Genomic DNA, 16,104 nt, shown 5'->3' with positions numbered 1-16,104 from the left:
ACATGGCAGCGCAAGCACTTTTGCGAATTTTTTCATGCAGCCTCATCAGTGAGCACGCCAACGGCCTCGAGCATGTGCTGCGCCTCTACCAGCGCCTCATCGACTATCGACTCCAGGGCATCCTTAATCGCCTTGTTCCAGCGTTGGTACGTGCGCTCGGTCAGGCCCTGCGAATCCCAGTTTGTCATGTCGTAGTTCGATTCAACCAAGACGATCATTTCCCCGGGCTTCGCCTCGGCCACCGCCTGGGAGTGTTTGTTGGCCCTTGCCGCATTGGCGTCGGCTGCTGCGTTGCGCCAATCCCACTGCCCCGCCTCCTCGCTCACCCGGTGCGCGGGCGCCTTTACCTGGACTGCCTTGCGCTGAATGCCCTTCGACTGCTGCGGTACAGCCCAGGCCAGGACGGCCTGCTGGGTGAATCGAAGCGGCGCCGGGCTCTTCACGGCAGACACCAGTCGACCGATGGAGTCGATCTTCCGGCCGCGGTGCGTGCTGTACTTCGCGACCAGAGCATTCCAGTGGCGCGGGCTCAACTGCGCATGCAATAGCTTGTGCACGATGCAGTCGGCCAGCAGCGCGGCATCCTTCCCTGAGATTTCCCCCTTGAGCTTCGCGGCCTGCACCTTCGGCTCGAAATCGCACCCGCCGGCGCTGGTGATCGTCTCGGCCGCCAGGGCGCGCACGACCGCCGATATCACGTTGTGGTAGTTCATGCTGCCTCCCCTTCCAATTCCTTGATTTTTGCTTTGTACTCGGCCTTGATGGCCTTCAATTCGTCGATTGTGTAGTGCTGAGCGCTGTGCGGCCCTTCCAGCCACTCCACGCGGTCGGAGCCGATTCGCTGCACCAGGTTGATTCGGTAGTTCACGATGTCGCCGGACTTGTGCTGATTGCAGGGAACGCACTGTTTGTGGCAGTTCAGTGGCTCGAACCGCAGCTCAGGATTACCGCCGACAGTGCGGTAGTGGCCAGCGTCATACTTGCCGGCGTGGTACCGGCCACAACTGATGCACGGAAGCGCGGCGTCGCGCAGGCGCACCCACTGGTTGAACACCACCTGGGCTTCACGCACGTAGTCGGCGCGAGACTTCAGCTTTTCCTTGCGAACCTTGATTGCCTTGCGTTCAACCTGGGCCAGGGACTTGCGCGCCTTGTCCTGGTTCACTTCCTTGATAGCCAGGCCGCAGGTGTAGTTGCAGACCTTCTGTCCGAGACGCTGCGGCACGAACGAAACCCCGCAGGCTGGGTTCTCGCATTTCTTGGCGCGTCGCTTCCTTTCGATCATGCCGCCGCCTCGCCGATCAGGTCGCCGAAGAACACGCCTTGCTTGGTGAAGTCAGCAATGATGCGGTCGGTGTAGGCAATGCCCTGGGCGCGATTGAAAAGGCTGGTGACCGGCATGCCGTCCGGGCCAAACAGCCTGCAATCTCCCATCAGGTCCAGCTTTTCCTCGTAGGACAGGTGCCGCATGACGCGGTACCAAGAAGCCTGGAAGTCCTGGTCTTCGTTCAGCAGGATCTGTACGCCGTGGTGCAGTTTGCAGTACTTGCGGGCGTCCGAGGCGTCGCCGATCTGGGTCATCTCTGCAATGCGCTTGTAGAAGGCGAACCACAGGGCATTCTGGTCCAGGGTGCGGTCCTTGCCGGGGCGCAGCGACACAACGACGAACTTCTTGTCGCGAAACATGGTGCTGAGCCGTGTGATGGCCTCGGAGAGCTTGGCCTGACAGTTGACGCTGATCTTGTCGGTCATTGCGCCACCTTCAGGCCCTGGGCCGCGATCGCGCTATGGACCTCACGCTCGGTGAAATAGCGAATACCGAGCGGACCACCGATTTCCAGCACATCAGGAAGCTCCACCACCACGGCCTCGCGACTGGCCCGCCAGGCCCACCACAGCATTTCGATCCAATATTCGTCGTACATACCCTGTTCGCGGCGCTGTAGATCGTAAGCCGTAGGCGGTTTGTCGAAATCGCCGTTGCGCTTGAGCCTGTAGATGGCACCGCCACGGGAGTATTCGCCAAAAGCTTCAACCTGCTGAGCGATGAACGCTGCCTCGAACTGCTCGCGCATCTTGTTGGTGTCCATCAGTGGGCCTCCTGAGTGTCGTGTTTCTGCTCCAGGCCCTGGGCCTGCTTGATCAACATCGCCCGGCGGCCGGCCAGGTCGTTGGCCGCAGCGATCTGCATTTCGAGTTTCTTCTCGGCGCTTGCCTGACGCATTTCCTGCATCGACGCCTTCACCTTTGCCAGCTTCTCCCGGAGATTCGCCGCGGGCCGGGTGACAGTCCCAGTCAGCAGGCCGGCGATGGCCCGGCCATCTTCAGTGACGGGCGCAATGTTCAGGTCTGCCAGGTACTTCTGCCCGTGCTCCTGCGGGATCCGTTGCATCTGCACGGCGCGGGTGATCGCCTGCACGCGGCGATTTGCGTCGAAACCGACAGAGACATGCCAGCCAACCGGCTTCGCATCCGCCCGGGCCTGGGTCACGAAACGCTCGTAGGCACTGATGAACGCCATCCGGGCGCCGACCTTGTCGCCAGCGTCGAGCACTGGCTTGGCCGCAGCCAGGGCCAGTTGGATCTCATCGGTCAGCACAACGGTTTCGAATTCGTCGTGGGTGGTCATGGCGATCGCCCAGGCTTCGTCCTTTCCCGGACGCCCGTCAGCCGCCTGAGCGTGCTTCAGGATCAGCGCGGTCGTGAGCCGACCACCCTCGATCCGGCAGGCCCGCAGTGCGGCGACAAGTGCCTGTTCGGTGTGCTGGCACAGGTCCTCGACCATCATCAGCGCAGCGGGCTGGGAGAGTTGCTGCCCCATCGTCTCCGCAGTCGCATACAGGGAAAGGAGCAATTGGTCTTGCTGCACGTCATTCAGCATTGGCGGCGGCCCTCTTGGCTCGGAGCGCTTCCAGGGCCTGCTCGGCAGCGCTGATGTTGGTTTGGGTCTGCTCGATCTGGCGCGCCGCGGTACCAGTCATCTGGCGGTTGGTCAGCCACTGAGTGTGGTAGGCCTCGGCCTTGGCCAGCAGGTCGCCGATGCTGTGCATGTTCGTGACGACCCGGGCATCGTTGATGGTCAGGAAGTACGCCGCGACGTGGTGAGCGACATCAGCGCCCAGGCGAGCGATCAGTTGACCAACCTGGCCTGCCACCTTGGAGTTCCAGACCGGCCACGCGCCGTGGTAACGCTTGCGGTAGGCCATGGCGTAGTTCGCCCAGGTCTTGTAGGTCTTGCACTCGGGGTCTTTCGGGCCCGGCATGTCCTCGGGGATTGCGCACCGCGGTTGCTGGGGAGTGAACGGGACAACCTGCCCGGCGACCTTGGCGGCAGCCTGGGGCGCAGTACTGATACTGGTATCCTGATTGGTACCCTGATTACTGGTATCCTGATTTGTCGGAGATTTTTCCGACCCTGTCTCGGATTTTTTTCCGACCATGCTCGGAGATTTTTCCGATGTGGATCGGATTTTTTTCCGACCCTCGACTGCATCAGAGGTCGGATATTTTTCCGACCCATCCATCTTGCGGTTCCACTCCTTGGCCTTCCCGGTCAGGCGGACCAAAGTGATGTTGGAAGTGCTGGCAAGCTCAATCAGGCCGGCATCACGCAGCGCCTTCAGCAGTCGATATGCCGTGTCCGGCTTCTCGGTGAGCAGCGGCAGTTCCTCGACGATCTTGGCCTTGCTCAAGGCGAAGTAGATGCCGGTATCGGTCTTGATGGGGTTGGCCCAGCTCGGGCACTCATAGACAAAGGCGAACAGCAGGGCCTGCTGAGAGTTCAGCCCCCACTCAAGCGCCTTCACCTGGTTGATTGTGACGGTGTACTGCATGTCAGGCCTCCGTCAGCATGCGAAATACGATATCCATGCTCACGCCGCACCCCGCACAGCCTTGTCATGAGTGAACAGCCCATCCCAGTTCTTCTTCATGGGCAGTTCGCCAGCCAGGTACAGCTCGTACATCCGGACGGCGCCCTTGCGCAGCAGAATCGGCGTGAAGGAGATAAATGGCTCTTTGCCGTGCGGGGCGACCTCGACCTGGTGCTCAGTCATGTACTTATCGCGGGCGTAGGCGGCCACGCGGTAGCGGGTACCGGACCTGCTCTCGTTGTAGAGCCAGTTGCGAGTTTCAAGGAAATGCCCAACCTGCATCACGTTGACGCCGTTCAGTCCCTTGCAGAACTGCACGTGGGTCATGCCCTCCTTGAACAGGTTCTCCAAGCGCTCGATCTTCGTGGCCTGAGCCTGCACTTGGACGGTCAGTTGCAGGCGAGCCTGCTCGGCCTCGAAGGCCAACTGGATCAAATCCATGCGGGACAGCTCTCGCGGCTTGGAGACCTGGGCTTCCAGCTCTCGCCAGCGACGCACCACCGCCAGGCGCATCTTTGCGCTGTACCCGGTGAGCAGCGTGTCGGTCATCTCCCGGTCGAGATGGAAGCACGGCAGGTTGCGTCCGGTGCCATCCCTGTACTGGGCTGAAAAATCAGCCGAGTCGATTTCGAGATCCGCCAGCATCGAGCGGATGTCGGCCAGCACGTTCTTGTGCAGCTTCCCGGTCAGTTCGGCGATCTCCACCGACGACATCGTGCGCGCCACGTTTTGGGATGTGCCGTTTCGTGGCGCGGGCTCTGCGAGCGTGTTGAATGGAGCGATTGGGTTATGCATAATGGTGACTCTCTAGTTTTGCAAATGAGCCACCCTCGCCGGTGGCTTTTTTGTGCCTGAAATTCAAGGCTTGTAGGTGTCCAGCGCATCCGTGGTAGCTTCCGATTTCCACACCAGAGGGCCATCGGAGGGCGGACATGTCTTTAATCGATACTCAAGAGCTCAAGCTCATCTGCGACGGCTGCAGCCACCACTTTTCGGAAACGGTCGGTGATGTGAAGCTGAATGATCGATGGACCAAATGCCCCTCCTGCGGGCGTCGTGACCAAGTCGACAAGGCCGGGTTTGAAGCGGTGATCGCTGCCGGTGAAAAGCAGATCGCTGACCTTCAAGCGAAGGTGCGGAGCGTCGGCGAAAACCTGTTCAAGGGTGGCAATTAGGGCATCCAGCTCATCCAAGCCGGGCTGCGCGTCGAATCGGATCTTCAGCTCGGCTATGGCCATGCTCTTGTCTCTCTCTTCTCATTCACTGGCACTGGATAAAACTCCAGCGACTTCAGGTTTCTTACCGCGCAGGCCGGTAAGGTCGATACTGGCTGCATGGATTGGCAGGGGATTGGTCAGGCAGATCAGGCAGCTTGGCTTTTCCTGGCGGCCTTGAATTTGCCCTTGGAAAGAACCTGGATTTGGTACTGCCTGGATTCTGGGATCGTCTCCCCCCACATGGTCACAGCGCTTGGACGGATACCAAGGGCCTGCGCCAGCTTCGTCTTGCTGCCGAAGAAATCGGCGACTTCACGCGTTTTCATTGCGCATCCTCATACGGGCTTAGCACAATTTCAGCATGCTGAATCTTTAGCGTCAACGATGAATTCCAGCTCCTTCATGCTTAAATTCAGTTAACTTAATATTGAGTCCATGGAAAGACACGAACGCATCGCCCGGGCCATCAAGCTCAGCGGCAAAAAAAAGGGGGAAATTGCTTCGCTTTGCGGCGTGGCAAATTCAGCCGTTACTCAATGGGTGACTGGTGAGAGCAAGAGCCTCAGACCAGAGAATCTTTACGCCTTGGCAAAAGCGACCGGTTTCCGTGCGGAGTGGCTTGCAATTGGCGAGGGGGATGAGCAAGAGGCGTCCGAATCAAACGTCGCCATGGCTGCTCAGCCCACCAAGTCCTTCCGGTACCCGGTAGTCAGTTGGGTTGCCGCCGGCTCCTGGGCCGAGGCGGTCGAGCCCTACCCGGCCGGCACTTCCGACACCTACGAGTATTCCGAATACGACTCCAAGGGCCCAGCGTTCTGGCTGAAGGTAAAAGGCGACTCGATGACGGCGCCGGCCGGCCAGAGCATCACCGAAGGCACGCTGATTCTGGTAGATACCGAGGCCGAGGTCCTGCCTGGCAAGCTGGTGGTGGCCAAGCTGCCAGACAGCAACGAGGCGACGTTCAAGAAGCTGGTAAGCGACGGCGGACAGTGGTTCCTGAAGCCTCTGAACCCTGGGTACCCAATTCAGCCGTTCAACGAGAACTGCCGGATTGTGGGCGTGGTCGTCCAGGCTCTGCAGAAGTTTTACTGATGCCATTCGCAACAGCATCGAGGCTGAACAGAAAATCTTGAAAGGCCACGAGTTTCAGCAGTTAGCCAGGCCTTGAATTTTTAGATCCGCTTAGTGCAAAGTTGATAGACGGAAGTGCAAGAAGCACGACTCCACCATGCAGTTTAATGGTGAAAAACTAGAGATGGGGCAGGAGGCCCCCGAACAGTCGCCTCTGAATTTACTTTTCAGGGGATGCTATGCCCAACTCAATTCCGCCAATTCCTGCTGGACTGACACCCGCACCGCCTCCAGGAATTGCGCCTCCCGCCCCACCCATGAGCACCCATCAAGTTGCCAGCGGCATCGCCAGGTGGGCTATAGGCCGAGGGCTTCTGCCTCAACTGCCAGCGGACGTTGATGCCACATACCTGGCCGTGGTGCAGCCGATTCCCCTTTCAGTTGATGCCGAGCAAATTCTAAGACACAAGGGCGTCGATTCGATCACTTATAACGAAACGACAAACACGATTTTCATTTACACAACTCGAAAGATCAGCCAGAAGGATCTGAAGTCCCTTCCCCAGGGAATTTATCGAAAAGGGCTTGCCTATCCTCAAGGTGTGGTCGAAACGGTCGGGAAGGACCATATGAAGAGCCAAGGTGCAACATTCTCATTGCACCAAACTGCTGCAAACTCTCTGCATTACAGTTGTGGATCTTCGATATCTCCAGGTAACGACGCATCAGCTGGAACCCTCGGAGCCCTCGTACGCCTACCAGATGGCAAAATCTATGGTCTAACCAATAACCACGTTAGTGCTTTGTGCAGCCACGTGCAGCCCGGTACCCCGATCCTTGCCCCAGGGGTAATTGACGTCGGCCCTTCCGGGATACCCCCCTTCACGCTTGGCTTCCACACGACCGCTCTGGAAATGCATGTCGGATCCGTAGGAAATGTGGATATCGCCTCAAACACTGATGCCGCCCTGTTCCTGATAAGGAACCTAGCAGAAGTGTCCTCTATGCAAGGTGAGGCTTTCGATACTCCTTTAGCGATAGCTGATCCTGTCGAAGGCATGAGGGTTGAAAAGGTTGGTAGAACGACTCGCCATACCAAGGGTCTGATAGTCAGCAGGAGCTTGAGGCCATGTGGTATAAACTACGCCGCCCAAAGCTATGGCTTCAGTGGAACCATATGGTTTGGAAACGTTTTTACAGTTCACGGTAGCGGTGCTGAATTTTCGTTATCCGGAGATTCTGGCTCCCTCGTTGTCCAGGCGGACGACCATGGCCGCCCAATAGCAGCGGTGGGTCTGGTGTTCGCCGGAGGCAATGACTCATCAGCTCCTGGGGGTGCAAAATCGCTAATTTTGCCGATTAGACCTATTCTGCAAGCACTAGGAGCCACCCTAGTCGGAGGGCACAATGTCTAGAGATCCTGCAGACCTGCTGATAGCGGCAGAGCATGTTCTTGCAGCTTTGAACGAGCCATCAGATCGAGCTGTATCCATAGGGACTTTCTTCAGGCCTGGTAAACCTATTGCGATCAAGGTCTGCATTTCCCCAAATTACAAACACCTAAAAGCCAGGGTGCCACCCTCCATGGATGGGTTCGAGGTGCTTTCTGAAATTACCCCTTTCCCTTTCGCATCAGGCATGTGAGCGTCACTATCAAATAGCCCGGCCAGCGCCGGGCTTCTTGTTTCTGGCCTACCAGCCTTTCCTCGGTAGCTTCATGGCGGCCTCCTCTGCCTCGCCCTGGGTGCCGAATGGTCCGGCCAGGCGCCGATCGTCATCAGACACCTCCCACCCGTCACTCGCCTGCATTATCCAATACCCATTCACATTGAAACGCTGCGGTGGCCTCATTGATCGTCCTTCCCAGTTGTTGTCGGTGAATTGACTTTATCCCAGGGCATAAAGCCCGAGCCATGGAATAGTGACGAATAGCCATAGATGGTAAAGTGCTAGGTCAACGATGGGGAGGGATCCAATGAAAGGACTTGGGACGTTCACGATGATCGCCGGCATCTGCTGGCTGATCTTCGCGCTAGGCATGGATGTGTCCGTGCCAACTGGTGCTGGCGGCCGGGTGAACAACATGGGGCTAATGGCAGACCGACAGATCCACACGATTGTTGGCGGAATGGTAACGCTCGCTGGCCTCCTGATGGTTCTGCTGGGCGGCAGAAACGCCCCTTCTGCTCTCCAGACAGAGACAGATGCTCGCCCCTGCCCACTGTGCGCAGAGCCTATCAAATTCGCAGCCATAAAATGTAAGCACTGCGGCTCAGATGTCGAGCCGGGCCAAGCGCCAAAGCTGAAGCATGGCTGGGTGGCATCAACGCATTGCAAGGACGAGGCCGAACGGGAGCGGACAATTGAGGCTATCAGCGCAACCGGCCTTCCGATCGTCCCGATGATAGGCCTTGCAGTAGGCGCCGGCCCTTTCGAAACCAAGGAAGAGGCAAAGAAGGCGCTGATCATACTGCGAGATGGACCGCGGCTGTTCTGTGAGGTCGTCTACAGAGACTCAACAAGCGGAAATTACGCCCCTATCGCCGACTAGCCGGCATTATCGCCAGCCCGCCAAGTGCGGGCTTTTTCAGGCCTGAGCGGATCAGATTACGATCTAAATATGCATAAACGCATAAATAATTAGCCTGCCCCATTGCCAAGCGCGAGCCTTACCAATACTGTTTATTCATACAGTATTGGTAAGGAGTACCACATGCCGCACCTTGCGTTTACCACCAGCAAACCGCTCTCCTCCTACGAATCAGTGGGACGGCGCCTGCAATCCCTGATCGCCTCACCCAAGGTCCAGAAAGTCCAGGCAGTGACCGTTGCCCGACTTGCACACGAAAACCCGGAAGACTGGCAGCGCCTGCTGGAAGAAATCAGTGAAACCGCCGGCATCAGAGTAGAAACCCTGGGGGCGGACCAGGTCAGGATCGGCTGGCGAGAGTATTGCGACGCATAAGTGAGCCCGCTCAGTGCGGGCTTTTTACCAAGAGTAAATTTCAGCAATCTGAATTATTTTATTCAGCATGCTTGACACATAAATTTCAGCTTGCTTAAACTCACCTCAAGCCAGCACCTACCCCGCCGGCCAGCAGCGAAAGCTGCGCCGCTCTTTACACAGCCAGCGCCATGCCCGACTACCCGGCCTAGCCGGTTAGGTCACTCCCGGCTCCATCGGTGGGAGGACAGTAAACCGATGAACAAAACCGCACTTGCCTCTACTGGCGACCGGCGATCCGACAGGCCCGAAAGCCTGCCCACGCGCAGACCACTGCGACGGCGGACGAGGTGTTGACCGAACTGAGCGAATGACCCGGCAAGCGGGTGCGGAGATACAGATTTCACTGGCAGCCCTTCTCGCGAGGGGCTGACGGGAAATCAACCGGGAGTCACCACGATGGACACGATCACCAACGGCACATGGAAGGGTCATCTCGGTCGCGGCCTGGCGCCGCGGGAGTTGCAGTTCCTTCTCTGGATCGCCCAGGGCTTCACCTCGAAGGAGATCGCCAAGGAGGCCGGCATCGAAGCCGGCACCGTGAAGAAACGACTCACCAACGCCATGTTCAAGCTTGGCGTGACCCGCCGCACGGCGCTGGTGGCCGAGGCCATGAAGCGCCAGATCATCACCCCGGCCTGCTTCATCCTGGCCGCACTTATCGCCATTCATTCGCTGATCAGCGACGACGAAATGCGCCGGGACCGCAGGGTTCCGGATAGGCGTGTGGCCCACGTCCGGGTTGTTCGCCGTGCCGAGAGCCACGAACTGGCTGTTTGAGCACCGCCATTGACGTGCATAGTCATTCAGGTATGACTTGCCCAATGATGATGTTTTTGCACTTGCATTTACAAATCGGCACGAGCGCCTCAGATCGCCCCCGATGGTGCTCGTAGTCTTCTGCAGATACGGTATCGAAACCCTCCCAGCTCTGCTCGGTACGCCCCCAGTCATCTGAGCGAATGACCTGAACACCTTCATGACCACAATCGCTGCATGTGGCTTTGAACCTCCTTTCATCCCAGCTCATTTGACTCTCCTCGGCACCGAAGACCTGCTCCAAATATAGCAGCGACAAATCTTCTCCTTCCCCGCCTCTACCCGTCAGCACTCGCCCTGGGCCCATCGGCAAACAGCAGGAGGCATGAGTGCTGACGAATACAGGTGAACAACCCGCCACCCTGGAGGCGACTATGTCAGCGCTACGAAAAGCCCAGTATGAGTACGACAACCGGCTACCGCCTCCGGTCAGTGAGGACGACCTGGCTGAGGTCGAGTGGATCGACGCCAACGCCGACCGGCTGCTGGCCGGCTACCGAGTGGACTGGGGCTACCGGCCCGGCGACAAGGGCGAGGTCACCCAAGCCCACTTCGCCAAGGCGGTTCAGGACCACGTCAACCAGCGCCAGATTGATGGCCTTGACGAGAAGGACGCACTGGGCCAGCTCGTCATCGCCGCCTCGGGCTTCGCCAGTGCCGGCTCGCTGCTCGATCTGGCTATCTACCTGGTCGGCGGAAAGCAGGCGCTCAAGGAGATCGCGGTAGAGCTGCTGAAGCCGCACGCCGAACAGGCAGTGGCCGCCCAGCAGGAGCAGGACCGCCTTGAACGGGAGTGCGGATTTTGAGCCCGCACATTCTGATCGATCAGGCTCTTGAGGGCCTGGAAGATGATGACTGCCCTGACGAGAACGAGCTCCTGGTACAGGGCCTCATCACGCGACTGTTCACCGACGGCGCGATAACGACCGAAGAGTTCAACCACTACTGCAAGCGCCTAATGCTGATTCTGCGGCGCAAGGAGACGGCATGACCATCATCGCCGGATCGTTCGCAGGAATCGCCGAAGCCCTGAGAAATCGGGGCTTCTTGTTCCTGGCAGACGTGAAATGGATTGAACAGCCCTGCCGGTGCGCCGGACGCTGGACTTGCAAGGTGACGGTATGAGCTATTCCCGCACAGACTACTACGCCGAGGGCCTCGCAGAATCCTTCGAGGAGCACGGCATCACGGCGACTCGCGAGCAGATTAAGGCTGTCGCATCAGATGTTGCAGCTTGGGCAGAAAGCATCGGCATGGCCTTCCAGGTTCCGGCTGGTGACCCACGTGACAGTGAGCTGGCCGACCTTCGCAAGCAGCTTGATCGCGAACGAAACAAGGTCATCTGCCGCGAGTGCAAGGGCTCTGGTGAGTATGTGAGCCGTGGCCCGCACCACAGCTCATTTGGCAGATGCTTCAAGTGCCGCGGCGAGGGAAGGCACGCCCCATGACCCAGGCACAGCGCCGCCGGCGCCTTCTCATCTGGCGCGGCTCATTCCTCGCCCTCGCCATCTTCACATTCTTGATGCTGCTCAGCGCTCTCGCTGATCGCGTCACCCAGTAACGCTGAGGTTTTCAATGAACAACGTCGCCCGCGTCGAAAAAGACCAGGCGCCCGCAGTCGTGGGCGAGCCATCAACAGTACTGCAGGCCATCCTGCGCATTGCCTCTGACCCTCAGTGCGACATCGAGAAGATGGAGCGCCTGATGACGATGCATGAACGCATGCAGATCAAGCAGGCAGAAACTGAGTTCAACATCGCTCTGTCGCGCGTGCAGGCCGAAATGGGCCGCATCTCCACCGACGCCACAAACCGCCAGACGGGCAGCAACTACGCAACCTACGGGAAGCTGGACAGCGCTCTACGACCGAAGTACACGAAGGAAGGATTTTCCCTTTCCTTTGGTACCGAGCCTGCGCCGGAAGGCATGGTCGGCATGATCTGCTTCGTAAGCCATACGGCCGGCCACACTCGCGAATATCGCGCCCATGTGCCTTCTGATGGGAAGGGCGCAAAAGGCGGAGATGTCATGACCAAGACCCATGCCTTCGGATCCGGCACTTCCTACGGAATGCGCTACCTGCTGAAGATGATCTTCAACGTAGCGATCGGCGAAGAAGATGACGACGGAAATGAAGCCAGCGGCGACGGCTTCCGAGAAGCCATTATTGCTGACCTTGAGGCCAAGGTCGCCGCCGCCAAGGACAGCAAGTCCCTTCAAGAGGCCTGGCAATCGGGCTTGAAAATACTTCACGCAGCAAAAGATTCAACGGGCGCCGATCAGTTACGCAGGGCCGTAAATCACCGCAAAGCAGAACTGGAGGGAACGAAATGATCCTGATCAGTTGCGAGCAAGGTAGCCCCGAGTGGCACCAAGCGCGTTCTGGATGCATCACCGCAAGTATGTTTACGGTGGCTCGATCACGGGTTAATGGCCTGACTGCGCAACAGCAGATTTATGTCTCGGCCATCCTGGCCGGCAAGTCGGAAGCTGATGCTCGAGCAGAAGCAGAATACAAGGCTGCTCCGAAGGCCGATGTGATCCGCAGGGCCTTGGCCGGCGAACCAGTTGGCGAACCATCCGAGGCTGCACTGAACTATGCATTCAGCCTGGCTGTTGAGCGGATCAGCGGGACAGCCTTGGATAACGGGTTCGAGACATGGCAGATGAAACGCGGTCACGAACTGGAGCCTCAAGCCCGCATGGAACACGAGCTGCAAACCGGCCTCATGGTAAATCGTGCCGGATTCGTCACAACTGACGATGGCTTCTTTGGAGCCAGCGCAGACGGACTGATCGGCGAAGACGGAGGTAGCGAGTACAAGTGCTTCCTGGCCCCAGAAAAGCTCAGGTCATTTCACATCGACAACGATGCCAGCGGCGTAATGGATCAGGTCCAGGGCTGCATGTGGATCACTGATCGAAAGTTCTGGCATGTCGGCATGTACTGCCCAGCACTTGAGTCAGTTGGTCGCCAGCTCTGGTGGAAGGAGTTCCAGCGCGATGACGACTACATCGAAAAACTCGAGGCCGATCTATGGCAGTTCAAGCTGCTGGTTGACCAGTACGAGGCCAAGCTGAGGAGCAAAGCAGCATGATCAGCAACGAACTCAGTCTAATCCAGCAGAACGAAACACTTCGCGCGTCTCTCGCTTCTTCTGTCGAAGCCTTCCTCGCTGCCGGCGGAAAAATCGATGTTCGCCAAGTCACCGTATCACCAGGTGTGTCCGTGGTTGAACGCATACAGACCCCGAACTTCCAGAGCGCATCAGTCAAATCGGCGTCAGATGCCCAGGCACGCAGAATTCGCGAGCTGGCAAAAACGCTCAACCGTGAAGAGATATGTGAGCGGGAGGGTCTTTCGCTGGGGGTCTTGCGCGGGATCGCCAAGCGATATGGCATCCAGTTCCTCGCCGGCCCGAAGAAAGCCTATGCGCCGAACAAGCGAAAGCCCAAGCAAGACGCCGAGCTTGTTGCAAAAATCAAGGATTGCATGGACCGCGGAATAACCCGCTACCAGGCGTGCAAAGAGCTCGAAATCAGCTCCACGTTGATCCGGCGAATCATCGCTGACCACAACATCGACTATCCGGTGGTGACCCGCTGATGCGCCGAGCAGCGCGCGTGCAGCAACGCAAACGGCAGTCCTGGGTTCATCTGCCACCCAGCGGCCTGGAGGGAAACTATGGCAATGGATCAGGCCGAACGCGATCGGCGCCGGCGCACCAAGTCAACAGAGAGGCAGGAAGAAGACCTGCGTTTGAAGGTTCGACCAGGGACTAAACAGGCCCTCTCGGACTTGATGGCCTGGGCCGGCCTGACTGAACAGGGCGAAGCGATGACCCTGATGATTCACCACCTGCACAGCCTTGGCCCATCCGGAGCCCTTCCCTTTCTCACTCCACCGCGCCACGAAATCACCGTATCGAATTCCGTGGCGCTGAAACTCGAAAACTTCTGCCGGCGCGAAGCGCTGCGCATCTCCCAAGAGGAAATAGCATGAAACCTGAAATGGTCACTCTGAAAGTCGGCGAAGCAACAATCAAGATGCCGGCGGCAACGGTAGCCGGCCTGGTACTGGCGAGCGTTGTCAGTCACATCGCCCCATCCGCCCAAGTTGCGGCCAATGGCGTTGCATCGGATATCCCGGAAACTGGCTCGTACTGGCCCGAGCAAGGCGGACTCAACGGCGGTTTCGTCCCGCCTCGCGGCGACGTGCCAGCGCACTACCTGATCTTCGCAAAAGACGATGTCGGCGATCACGAGTACGGACGCCGAGGCGAAGAGTCGAAGGCAACCAGCAAGACCGATGGCATGTCGAACTCGACGATCCTGCTATCTGAAGGTGGTCATCCGGCCGCCATTGCGGCCTCAGGATACAGCGCAGACGGACACAACGACTTCTATCTGCCAGCCGCGGCCGAACTGTACCAGGGCTGGGTGAACTGCCCGCAGATCTTCGCACAAGACTGCTACTACTGGTCGAGTTCGCAGCGCTCCGCCAACGACGCATTCCTTCTGTTTTTCGCAGATGGCTATCAGGACGTCACCGTCAAGACCAACGAGCTCCGCGTCCGCCCCGTCCGCAGATTCTTTATTTGATCCTTCATTCATTTGACCCAGGGCGCATCAGCGCCTTTTTTGTTGCCTAGACGAAAGGAGCATCACATGAGCGCAGTTGAAAAAGCAGCACCAGTAGCAACCATTCCGGCCATCGGCCAGGCATACGGCGGCGGCTTTGTCTCAGGCATCACCCGCGACCCCGAGACTGGAAATCGCTACCTGAACATCACTGCCGGCGCCGGGCATGAGCTGACTGGCGAATGGGGTGAGTACGGCGAAAAGATCGAAGGCGCCGACAGCTTCACAAACAGCCGGGCGAACACCGAAGCCATGGCCGCAGCCGGGAGCAAGCTAGCACAGCAAGTCCTGGCCCTGGATGTCGGTGGCTTCACCGACTGGGCGATCCCGGCGCGTGACGTGCAAGAACTGCAGTATCGCCACTTCAAACCGACGACCCAGGAAAACTGGGCCGGACGGCGCGACGGCGATAACCCGAATAGCGATCCGGTAGGCAAGATCTACAGCGAAGAAGACCCAGCGCAGACGGTGCATGAAGCATTCCGCGAAGGTGGCCCGGAGGCGTTCAAGGACACTTGGTACTGGTCGAGTTCGCAGCGCTCCGCCTACAGCGCAGTCTTTCTGCTTTTCGAAGATGGCTATCAGTACAGCAGCGACAAGTACGACGAGCTCCGCGTCCGCCCCGTCCGCAGCGAGCTTATTCAGTAATTCATTCATTTAACCGGCCGCTTGCGGCCGGAGCCCAAGTAGGGGCAACGCATGGCAATGCATACTGAGCTTTCGATCTACAAGGCCGCCAGCGGTCTTTTGCAGATGGCTACCAACATCACCAAGAACATCCCGCGGGAACTCAAGCAGTCATTGGGTCGGCGGGTTATCGACGAGTGCGTCGATGTGCTGATCTTGATTGCGCGGGCAAACGCCACGCAGGATAAGCGACCACACCTCACGTCACTCGTTGAGAAGGTCCAGGTGATCGAACTGCTCATGCGCCTGTTCAAGGACAACCGCTTCATCAGCGTCACCCAGCATGCAGGCACGATGGAGGTAACAACCTCTATCGGAAAGCAGGCCAACGCCTGGAAGCGCAATTCCCCAACCGCGCCCGCTACCTGAAGGTCAAGGCTTTCAGGTCTGTGCGAATTGAATCTGGTCGTGCCGCTGGCCTTCGTGCCACCGCCATGTGCACACACGGATACCGACGGTCTAAAGCGTCCGAGCAGGTCCGGCACAGTTCCCCCGATGAGAAATCGTCGGGGCGACGTAGATAGCACGACCGGTCGCAGCGCTCCGCCAACAACGCATTCAATCTGAATTTCGAAGATGGCTATCAGAACAACAACGACAAGAACAACGAGCTCCGCGTCCGCCCCGTCCGCAGATTCGAGCCCCTGCCCGTTCAGCGACTTGGTCCAAGCTTATTACGACTGCCGGCGCTCGAAGCGCAACAGCACCAGCGCGCTGGCTTTCGAAATGGACTTGGAAAAGAACCTGACGGAGCTACGCGACGACCTGGTAAGCGGCCGATACCGCCCTGGTC

Annotated in this window: 27 protein-coding genes and 1 pseudogene; 17 read left to right on the top strand and 11 right to left on the bottom strand. The window is 58.5% G+C overall.

What is annotated here, in order from left to right; translation table 11 throughout:
- Nucleotides 1-32: 32 nt before the first annotated feature.
- From PF66_RS31290 to PF66_RS31250, 9 genes are all read right to left on the bottom strand, one after another.
- Nucleotides 33-713: a hypothetical protein gene (locus PF66_RS31290; protein WP_054064851.1), complete on the bottom strand. Its 681-nt coding sequence runs from the start codon at nucleotides 711-713 to the stop codon at nucleotides 33-35.
- Complete coding sequence (locus PF66_RS31285; RefSeq protein ID WP_054064850.1) at nucleotides 710-1,285, bottom strand: recombination protein NinG; 576 nt, start codon at nucleotides 1,283-1,285, stop codon at nucleotides 710-712. The genes PF66_RS31290 and PF66_RS31285 overlap by 4 nt, the downstream gene beginning before the upstream one ends.
- Nucleotides 1,282-1,752, bottom strand: coding sequence for a hypothetical protein (locus PF66_RS31280; RefSeq protein WP_054064849.1), 471 nt, complete (start codon nucleotides 1,750-1,752; stop codon nucleotides 1,282-1,284). Before PF66_RS31280 ends, PF66_RS31285 begins: the two co-directional genes overlap by 4 nt.
- Nucleotides 1,749-2,090 (bottom strand): hypothetical protein, encoded by a 342-nt coding sequence (locus tag PF66_RS31275; RefSeq protein WP_054064848.1) that lies wholly within the window; start codon nucleotides 2,088-2,090, stop codon nucleotides 1,749-1,751. Before PF66_RS31275 ends, PF66_RS31280 begins: the two co-directional genes overlap by 4 nt.
- Nucleotides 2,090-2,881, bottom strand: coding sequence for a hypothetical protein (locus tag PF66_RS31270; protein WP_054064847.1), 792 nt, complete (start codon nucleotides 2,879-2,881; stop codon nucleotides 2,090-2,092). The genes PF66_RS31275 and PF66_RS31270 overlap by 1 nt, the downstream gene beginning before the upstream one ends.
- On the bottom strand, nucleotides 2,871-3,833 hold the full coding sequence (locus tag PF66_RS31265) for a hypothetical protein (protein ID WP_054064898.1): 963 nt from the start codon (nucleotides 3,831-3,833) through the stop codon (nucleotides 2,871-2,873). The genes PF66_RS31270 and PF66_RS31265 overlap by 11 nt, the downstream gene beginning before the upstream one ends.
- A 39-nt stretch (nucleotides 3,834-3,872) precedes the next feature.
- Nucleotides 3,873-4,667 carry a Rha family transcriptional regulator gene (locus tag PF66_RS31260; RefSeq protein WP_054064846.1) on the bottom strand — a complete coding sequence of 265 codons (795 nt, stop codon included), beginning with the start codon at nucleotides 4,665-4,667 and terminating at the stop codon, nucleotides 3,873-3,875.
- A gap of 143 nt (nucleotides 4,668-4,810) precedes the next feature.
- A complete protein-coding gene (locus tag PF66_RS31255; RefSeq protein WP_054064845.1) occupies nucleotides 4,811-5,110 on the bottom strand; it encodes a hypothetical protein in 300 nt (99 codons plus the stop codon).
- Nucleotides 5,111-5,235: 125 nt separating this feature from the next.
- Nucleotides 5,236-5,415, bottom strand: coding sequence for a Cro/CI family transcriptional regulator (locus tag PF66_RS31250; protein ID WP_054064844.1), 180 nt, complete (start codon nucleotides 5,413-5,415; stop codon nucleotides 5,236-5,238).
- A gap of 109 nt (nucleotides 5,416-5,524) precedes the next feature.
- On the opposite strand from PF66_RS31250, the gene PF66_RS31245 reads away from it, so the two are divergent.
- Entirely contained in the window at nucleotides 5,525-6,181 is a 657-nt protein-coding gene (locus tag PF66_RS31245) for a LexA family protein (RefSeq protein ID WP_054064843.1), read from the top strand.
- Nucleotides 6,182-6,477: 296 nt separating this feature from the next.
- Nucleotides 6,478-7,575, top strand: coding sequence for a hypothetical protein (locus PF66_RS32960; RefSeq protein ID WP_152973134.1), 1,098 nt, complete (start codon nucleotides 6,478-6,480; stop codon nucleotides 7,573-7,575).
- A 277-nt stretch (nucleotides 7,576-7,852) separates the two neighbouring features.
- Here the strand turns inward: PF66_RS32960 and PF66_RS34125 are convergent, their stop codons facing one another.
- Nucleotides 7,853-7,969 (bottom strand): DUF2188 domain-containing protein, encoded by a 117-nt coding sequence (locus PF66_RS34125; RefSeq protein ID WP_425357930.1) that lies wholly within the window; start codon nucleotides 7,967-7,969, stop codon nucleotides 7,853-7,855.
- Nucleotides 7,970-8,135: 166 nt separating this feature from the next.
- Here PF66_RS34125 and PF66_RS33270 point away from each other — a divergent pair, with 166 nt between their 5' ends.
- The 3 genes from PF66_RS33270 (at nucleotide 8,136) to PF66_RS31230 (ending at nucleotide 9,944) form a co-directional block, all read left to right on the top strand.
- Nucleotides 8,136-8,711: a hypothetical protein gene (locus PF66_RS33270; protein ID WP_054064842.1), complete on the top strand. Its 576-nt coding sequence runs from the start codon at nucleotides 8,136-8,138 to the stop codon at nucleotides 8,709-8,711.
- A gap of 162 nt (nucleotides 8,712-8,873) precedes the next feature.
- On the top strand, nucleotides 8,874-9,125 hold the full coding sequence (locus PF66_RS31235) for a DUF1654 domain-containing protein (protein ID WP_054064841.1): 252 nt from the start codon (nucleotides 8,874-8,876) through the stop codon (nucleotides 9,123-9,125).
- Nucleotides 9,126-9,563: 438 nt separating this feature from the next.
- Nucleotides 9,564-9,944, top strand: a complete 381-nt coding sequence (locus tag PF66_RS31230; RefSeq protein WP_054064840.1) for a response regulator transcription factor — start codon at nucleotides 9,564-9,566, stop codon at nucleotides 9,942-9,944.
- 22 nt (nucleotides 9,945-9,966) lie between these two features.
- Here the strand turns inward: PF66_RS31230 and PF66_RS31225 are convergent, their stop codons facing one another.
- A complete protein-coding gene (locus PF66_RS31225; protein WP_152973131.1) occupies nucleotides 9,967-10,194 on the bottom strand; it encodes a hypothetical protein in 228 nt (75 codons plus the stop codon).
- Nucleotides 10,195-10,312: 118 nt separating this feature from the next.
- Here PF66_RS31225 and PF66_RS31220 point away from each other — a divergent pair, with 118 nt between their 5' ends.
- The 12 genes and pseudogenes from PF66_RS31220 to PF66_RS33625 all read left to right on the top strand — a co-directional run.
- Complete coding sequence (locus PF66_RS31220) at nucleotides 10,313-10,789, top strand: hypothetical protein (protein WP_241494490.1); 477 nt, start codon at nucleotides 10,313-10,315, stop codon at nucleotides 10,787-10,789.
- Entirely contained in the window at nucleotides 10,786-10,974 is a 189-nt protein-coding gene (locus tag PF66_RS31215; RefSeq protein WP_054064837.1) for a hypothetical protein, read from the top strand. Before PF66_RS31220 ends, PF66_RS31215 begins: the two co-directional genes overlap by 4 nt.
- Complete coding sequence (locus PF66_RS33265; RefSeq protein WP_193394250.1) at nucleotides 10,971-11,108, top strand: hypothetical protein; 138 nt, start codon at nucleotides 10,971-10,973, stop codon at nucleotides 11,106-11,108. The genes PF66_RS31215 and PF66_RS33265 overlap by 4 nt, the downstream gene beginning before the upstream one ends.
- On the top strand, nucleotides 11,105-11,431 hold the full coding sequence (locus tag PF66_RS31210) for a hypothetical protein (RefSeq protein WP_054064836.1): 327 nt from the start codon (nucleotides 11,105-11,107) through the stop codon (nucleotides 11,429-11,431). The genes PF66_RS33265 and PF66_RS31210 overlap by 4 nt, the downstream gene beginning before the upstream one ends.
- A gap of 127 nt (nucleotides 11,432-11,558) precedes the next feature.
- Nucleotides 11,559-12,317, top strand: a complete 759-nt coding sequence (locus PF66_RS31205) for an ERF family protein (protein ID WP_054064835.1) — start codon at nucleotides 11,559-11,561, stop codon at nucleotides 12,315-12,317.
- Nucleotides 12,314-13,081, top strand: coding sequence for a lambda exonuclease family protein (locus PF66_RS31200; protein WP_054064834.1), 768 nt, complete (start codon nucleotides 12,314-12,316; stop codon nucleotides 13,079-13,081). The genes PF66_RS31205 and PF66_RS31200 overlap by 4 nt, the downstream gene beginning before the upstream one ends.
- Nucleotides 13,078-13,590, top strand: a complete 513-nt coding sequence (locus tag PF66_RS31195) for a hypothetical protein (protein ID WP_054064833.1) — start codon at nucleotides 13,078-13,080, stop codon at nucleotides 13,588-13,590. The genes PF66_RS31200 and PF66_RS31195 overlap by 4 nt, the downstream gene beginning before the upstream one ends.
- A 78-nt stretch (nucleotides 13,591-13,668) precedes the next feature.
- Complete coding sequence (locus tag PF66_RS31190; RefSeq protein WP_054064832.1) at nucleotides 13,669-13,986, top strand: hypothetical protein; 318 nt, start codon at nucleotides 13,669-13,671, stop codon at nucleotides 13,984-13,986.
- Entirely contained in the window at nucleotides 13,983-14,585 is a 603-nt protein-coding gene (locus PF66_RS31185; protein ID WP_054064831.1) for a DUF1566 domain-containing protein, read from the top strand. The genes PF66_RS31190 and PF66_RS31185 overlap by 4 nt, the downstream gene beginning before the upstream one ends.
- A gap of 66 nt (nucleotides 14,586-14,651) precedes the next feature.
- A complete protein-coding gene (locus tag PF66_RS31180; RefSeq protein ID WP_054064830.1) occupies nucleotides 14,652-15,272 on the top strand; it encodes a DUF1566 domain-containing protein in 621 nt (206 codons plus the stop codon).
- Nucleotides 15,273-15,323: 51 nt separating this feature from the next.
- Nucleotides 15,324-15,680 carry a four helix bundle protein gene (locus PF66_RS31175; protein ID WP_054064829.1) on the top strand — a complete coding sequence of 119 codons (357 nt, stop codon included), beginning with the start codon at nucleotides 15,324-15,326 and terminating at the stop codon, nucleotides 15,678-15,680.
- Between the two features lie 207 nt (nucleotides 15,681-15,887).
- Nucleotides 15,888-16,104: pseudogene (locus tag PF66_RS33625) on the top strand (reverse transcriptase); the annotation flags it as partial.

The sequence above is a fragment of the Pseudomonas asplenii genome, from assembly GCF_001293465.1.
Lineage (GTDB): Bacteria > Pseudomonadota > Gammaproteobacteria > Pseudomonadales > Pseudomonadaceae > Aquipseudomonas > Aquipseudomonas fuscovaginae_B.
The sequence above is the reverse complement of the archived record's forward strand: the minus strand, read 5'-3'. Positions and strand labels throughout refer to the sequence as shown.

Coding starts and splice junctions, on each gene's coding strand:
- PF66_RS31290 (WP_054064851.1), bottom strand. CDS start 713: ATGAACTACCACAACGTGATATCGGCGGTCGTGCGCGCCCTGGCGGCC.
- PF66_RS31285 (WP_054064850.1), bottom strand. CDS start 1,285: ATGATCGAAAGGAAGCGACGCGCCAAGAAATGCGAGAACCCAGCCTGC.
- PF66_RS31280 (WP_054064849.1), bottom strand. CDS start 1,752: ATGACCGACAAGATCAGCGTCAACTGTCAGGCCAAGCTCTCCGAGGCC.
- PF66_RS31275 (WP_054064848.1), bottom strand. CDS start 2,090: ATGGACACCAACAAGATGCGCGAGCAGTTCGAGGCAGCGTTCATCGCT.
- PF66_RS31270 (WP_054064847.1), bottom strand. CDS start 2,881: ATGCTGAATGACGTGCAGCAAGACCAATTGCTCCTTTCCCTGTATGCG.
- PF66_RS31265 (WP_054064898.1), bottom strand. CDS start 3,833: ATGCAGTACACCGTCACAATCAACCAGGTGAAGGCGCTTGAGTGGGGG.
- PF66_RS31260 (WP_054064846.1), bottom strand. CDS start 4,667: ATGCATAACCCAATCGCTCCATTCAACACGCTCGCAGAGCCCGCGCCA.
- PF66_RS31255 (WP_054064845.1), bottom strand. CDS start 5,110: ATGGCCATAGCCGAGCTGAAGATCCGATTCGACGCGCAGCCCGGCTTG.
- PF66_RS31250 (WP_054064844.1), bottom strand. CDS start 5,415: ATGAAAACGCGTGAAGTCGCCGATTTCTTCGGCAGCAAGACGAAGCTG.
- PF66_RS31245 (WP_054064843.1), top strand. CDS start 5,525: ATGGAAAGACACGAACGCATCGCCCGGGCCATCAAGCTCAGCGGCAAA.
- PF66_RS32960 (WP_152973134.1), top strand. CDS start 6,478: ATGAGCACCCATCAAGTTGCCAGCGGCATCGCCAGGTGGGCTATAGGC.
- PF66_RS34125 (WP_425357930.1), bottom strand. CDS start 7,969: ATGCAGGCGAGTGACGGGTGGGAGGTGTCTGATGACGATCGGCGCCTG.
- PF66_RS33270 (WP_054064842.1), top strand. CDS start 8,136: ATGAAAGGACTTGGGACGTTCACGATGATCGCCGGCATCTGCTGGCTG.
- PF66_RS31235 (WP_054064841.1), top strand. CDS start 8,874: ATGCCGCACCTTGCGTTTACCACCAGCAAACCGCTCTCCTCCTACGAA.
- PF66_RS31230 (WP_054064840.1), top strand. CDS start 9,564: ATGGACACGATCACCAACGGCACATGGAAGGGTCATCTCGGTCGCGGC.
- PF66_RS31225 (WP_152973131.1), bottom strand. CDS start 10,194: ATGAGCTGGGATGAAAGGAGGTTCAAAGCCACATGCAGCGATTGTGGT.
- PF66_RS33265 (WP_193394250.1), top strand. CDS start 10,971: ATGACCATCATCGCCGGATCGTTCGCAGGAATCGCCGAAGCCCTGAGA.
- PF66_RS31210 (WP_054064836.1), top strand. CDS start 11,105: ATGAGCTATTCCCGCACAGACTACTACGCCGAGGGCCTCGCAGAATCC.
- PF66_RS31205 (WP_054064835.1), top strand. CDS start 11,559: ATGAACAACGTCGCCCGCGTCGAAAAAGACCAGGCGCCCGCAGTCGTG.
- PF66_RS31200 (WP_054064834.1), top strand. CDS start 12,314: ATGATCCTGATCAGTTGCGAGCAAGGTAGCCCCGAGTGGCACCAAGCG.
- PF66_RS31195 (WP_054064833.1), top strand. CDS start 13,078: ATGATCAGCAACGAACTCAGTCTAATCCAGCAGAACGAAACACTTCGC.
- PF66_RS31190 (WP_054064832.1), top strand. CDS start 13,669: ATGGCAATGGATCAGGCCGAACGCGATCGGCGCCGGCGCACCAAGTCA.
- PF66_RS31185 (WP_054064831.1), top strand. CDS start 13,983: ATGAAACCTGAAATGGTCACTCTGAAAGTCGGCGAAGCAACAATCAAG.
- PF66_RS31180 (WP_054064830.1), top strand. CDS start 14,652: ATGAGCGCAGTTGAAAAAGCAGCACCAGTAGCAACCATTCCGGCCATC.
- PF66_RS31175 (WP_054064829.1), top strand. CDS start 15,324: ATGGCAATGCATACTGAGCTTTCGATCTACAAGGCCGCCAGCGGTCTT.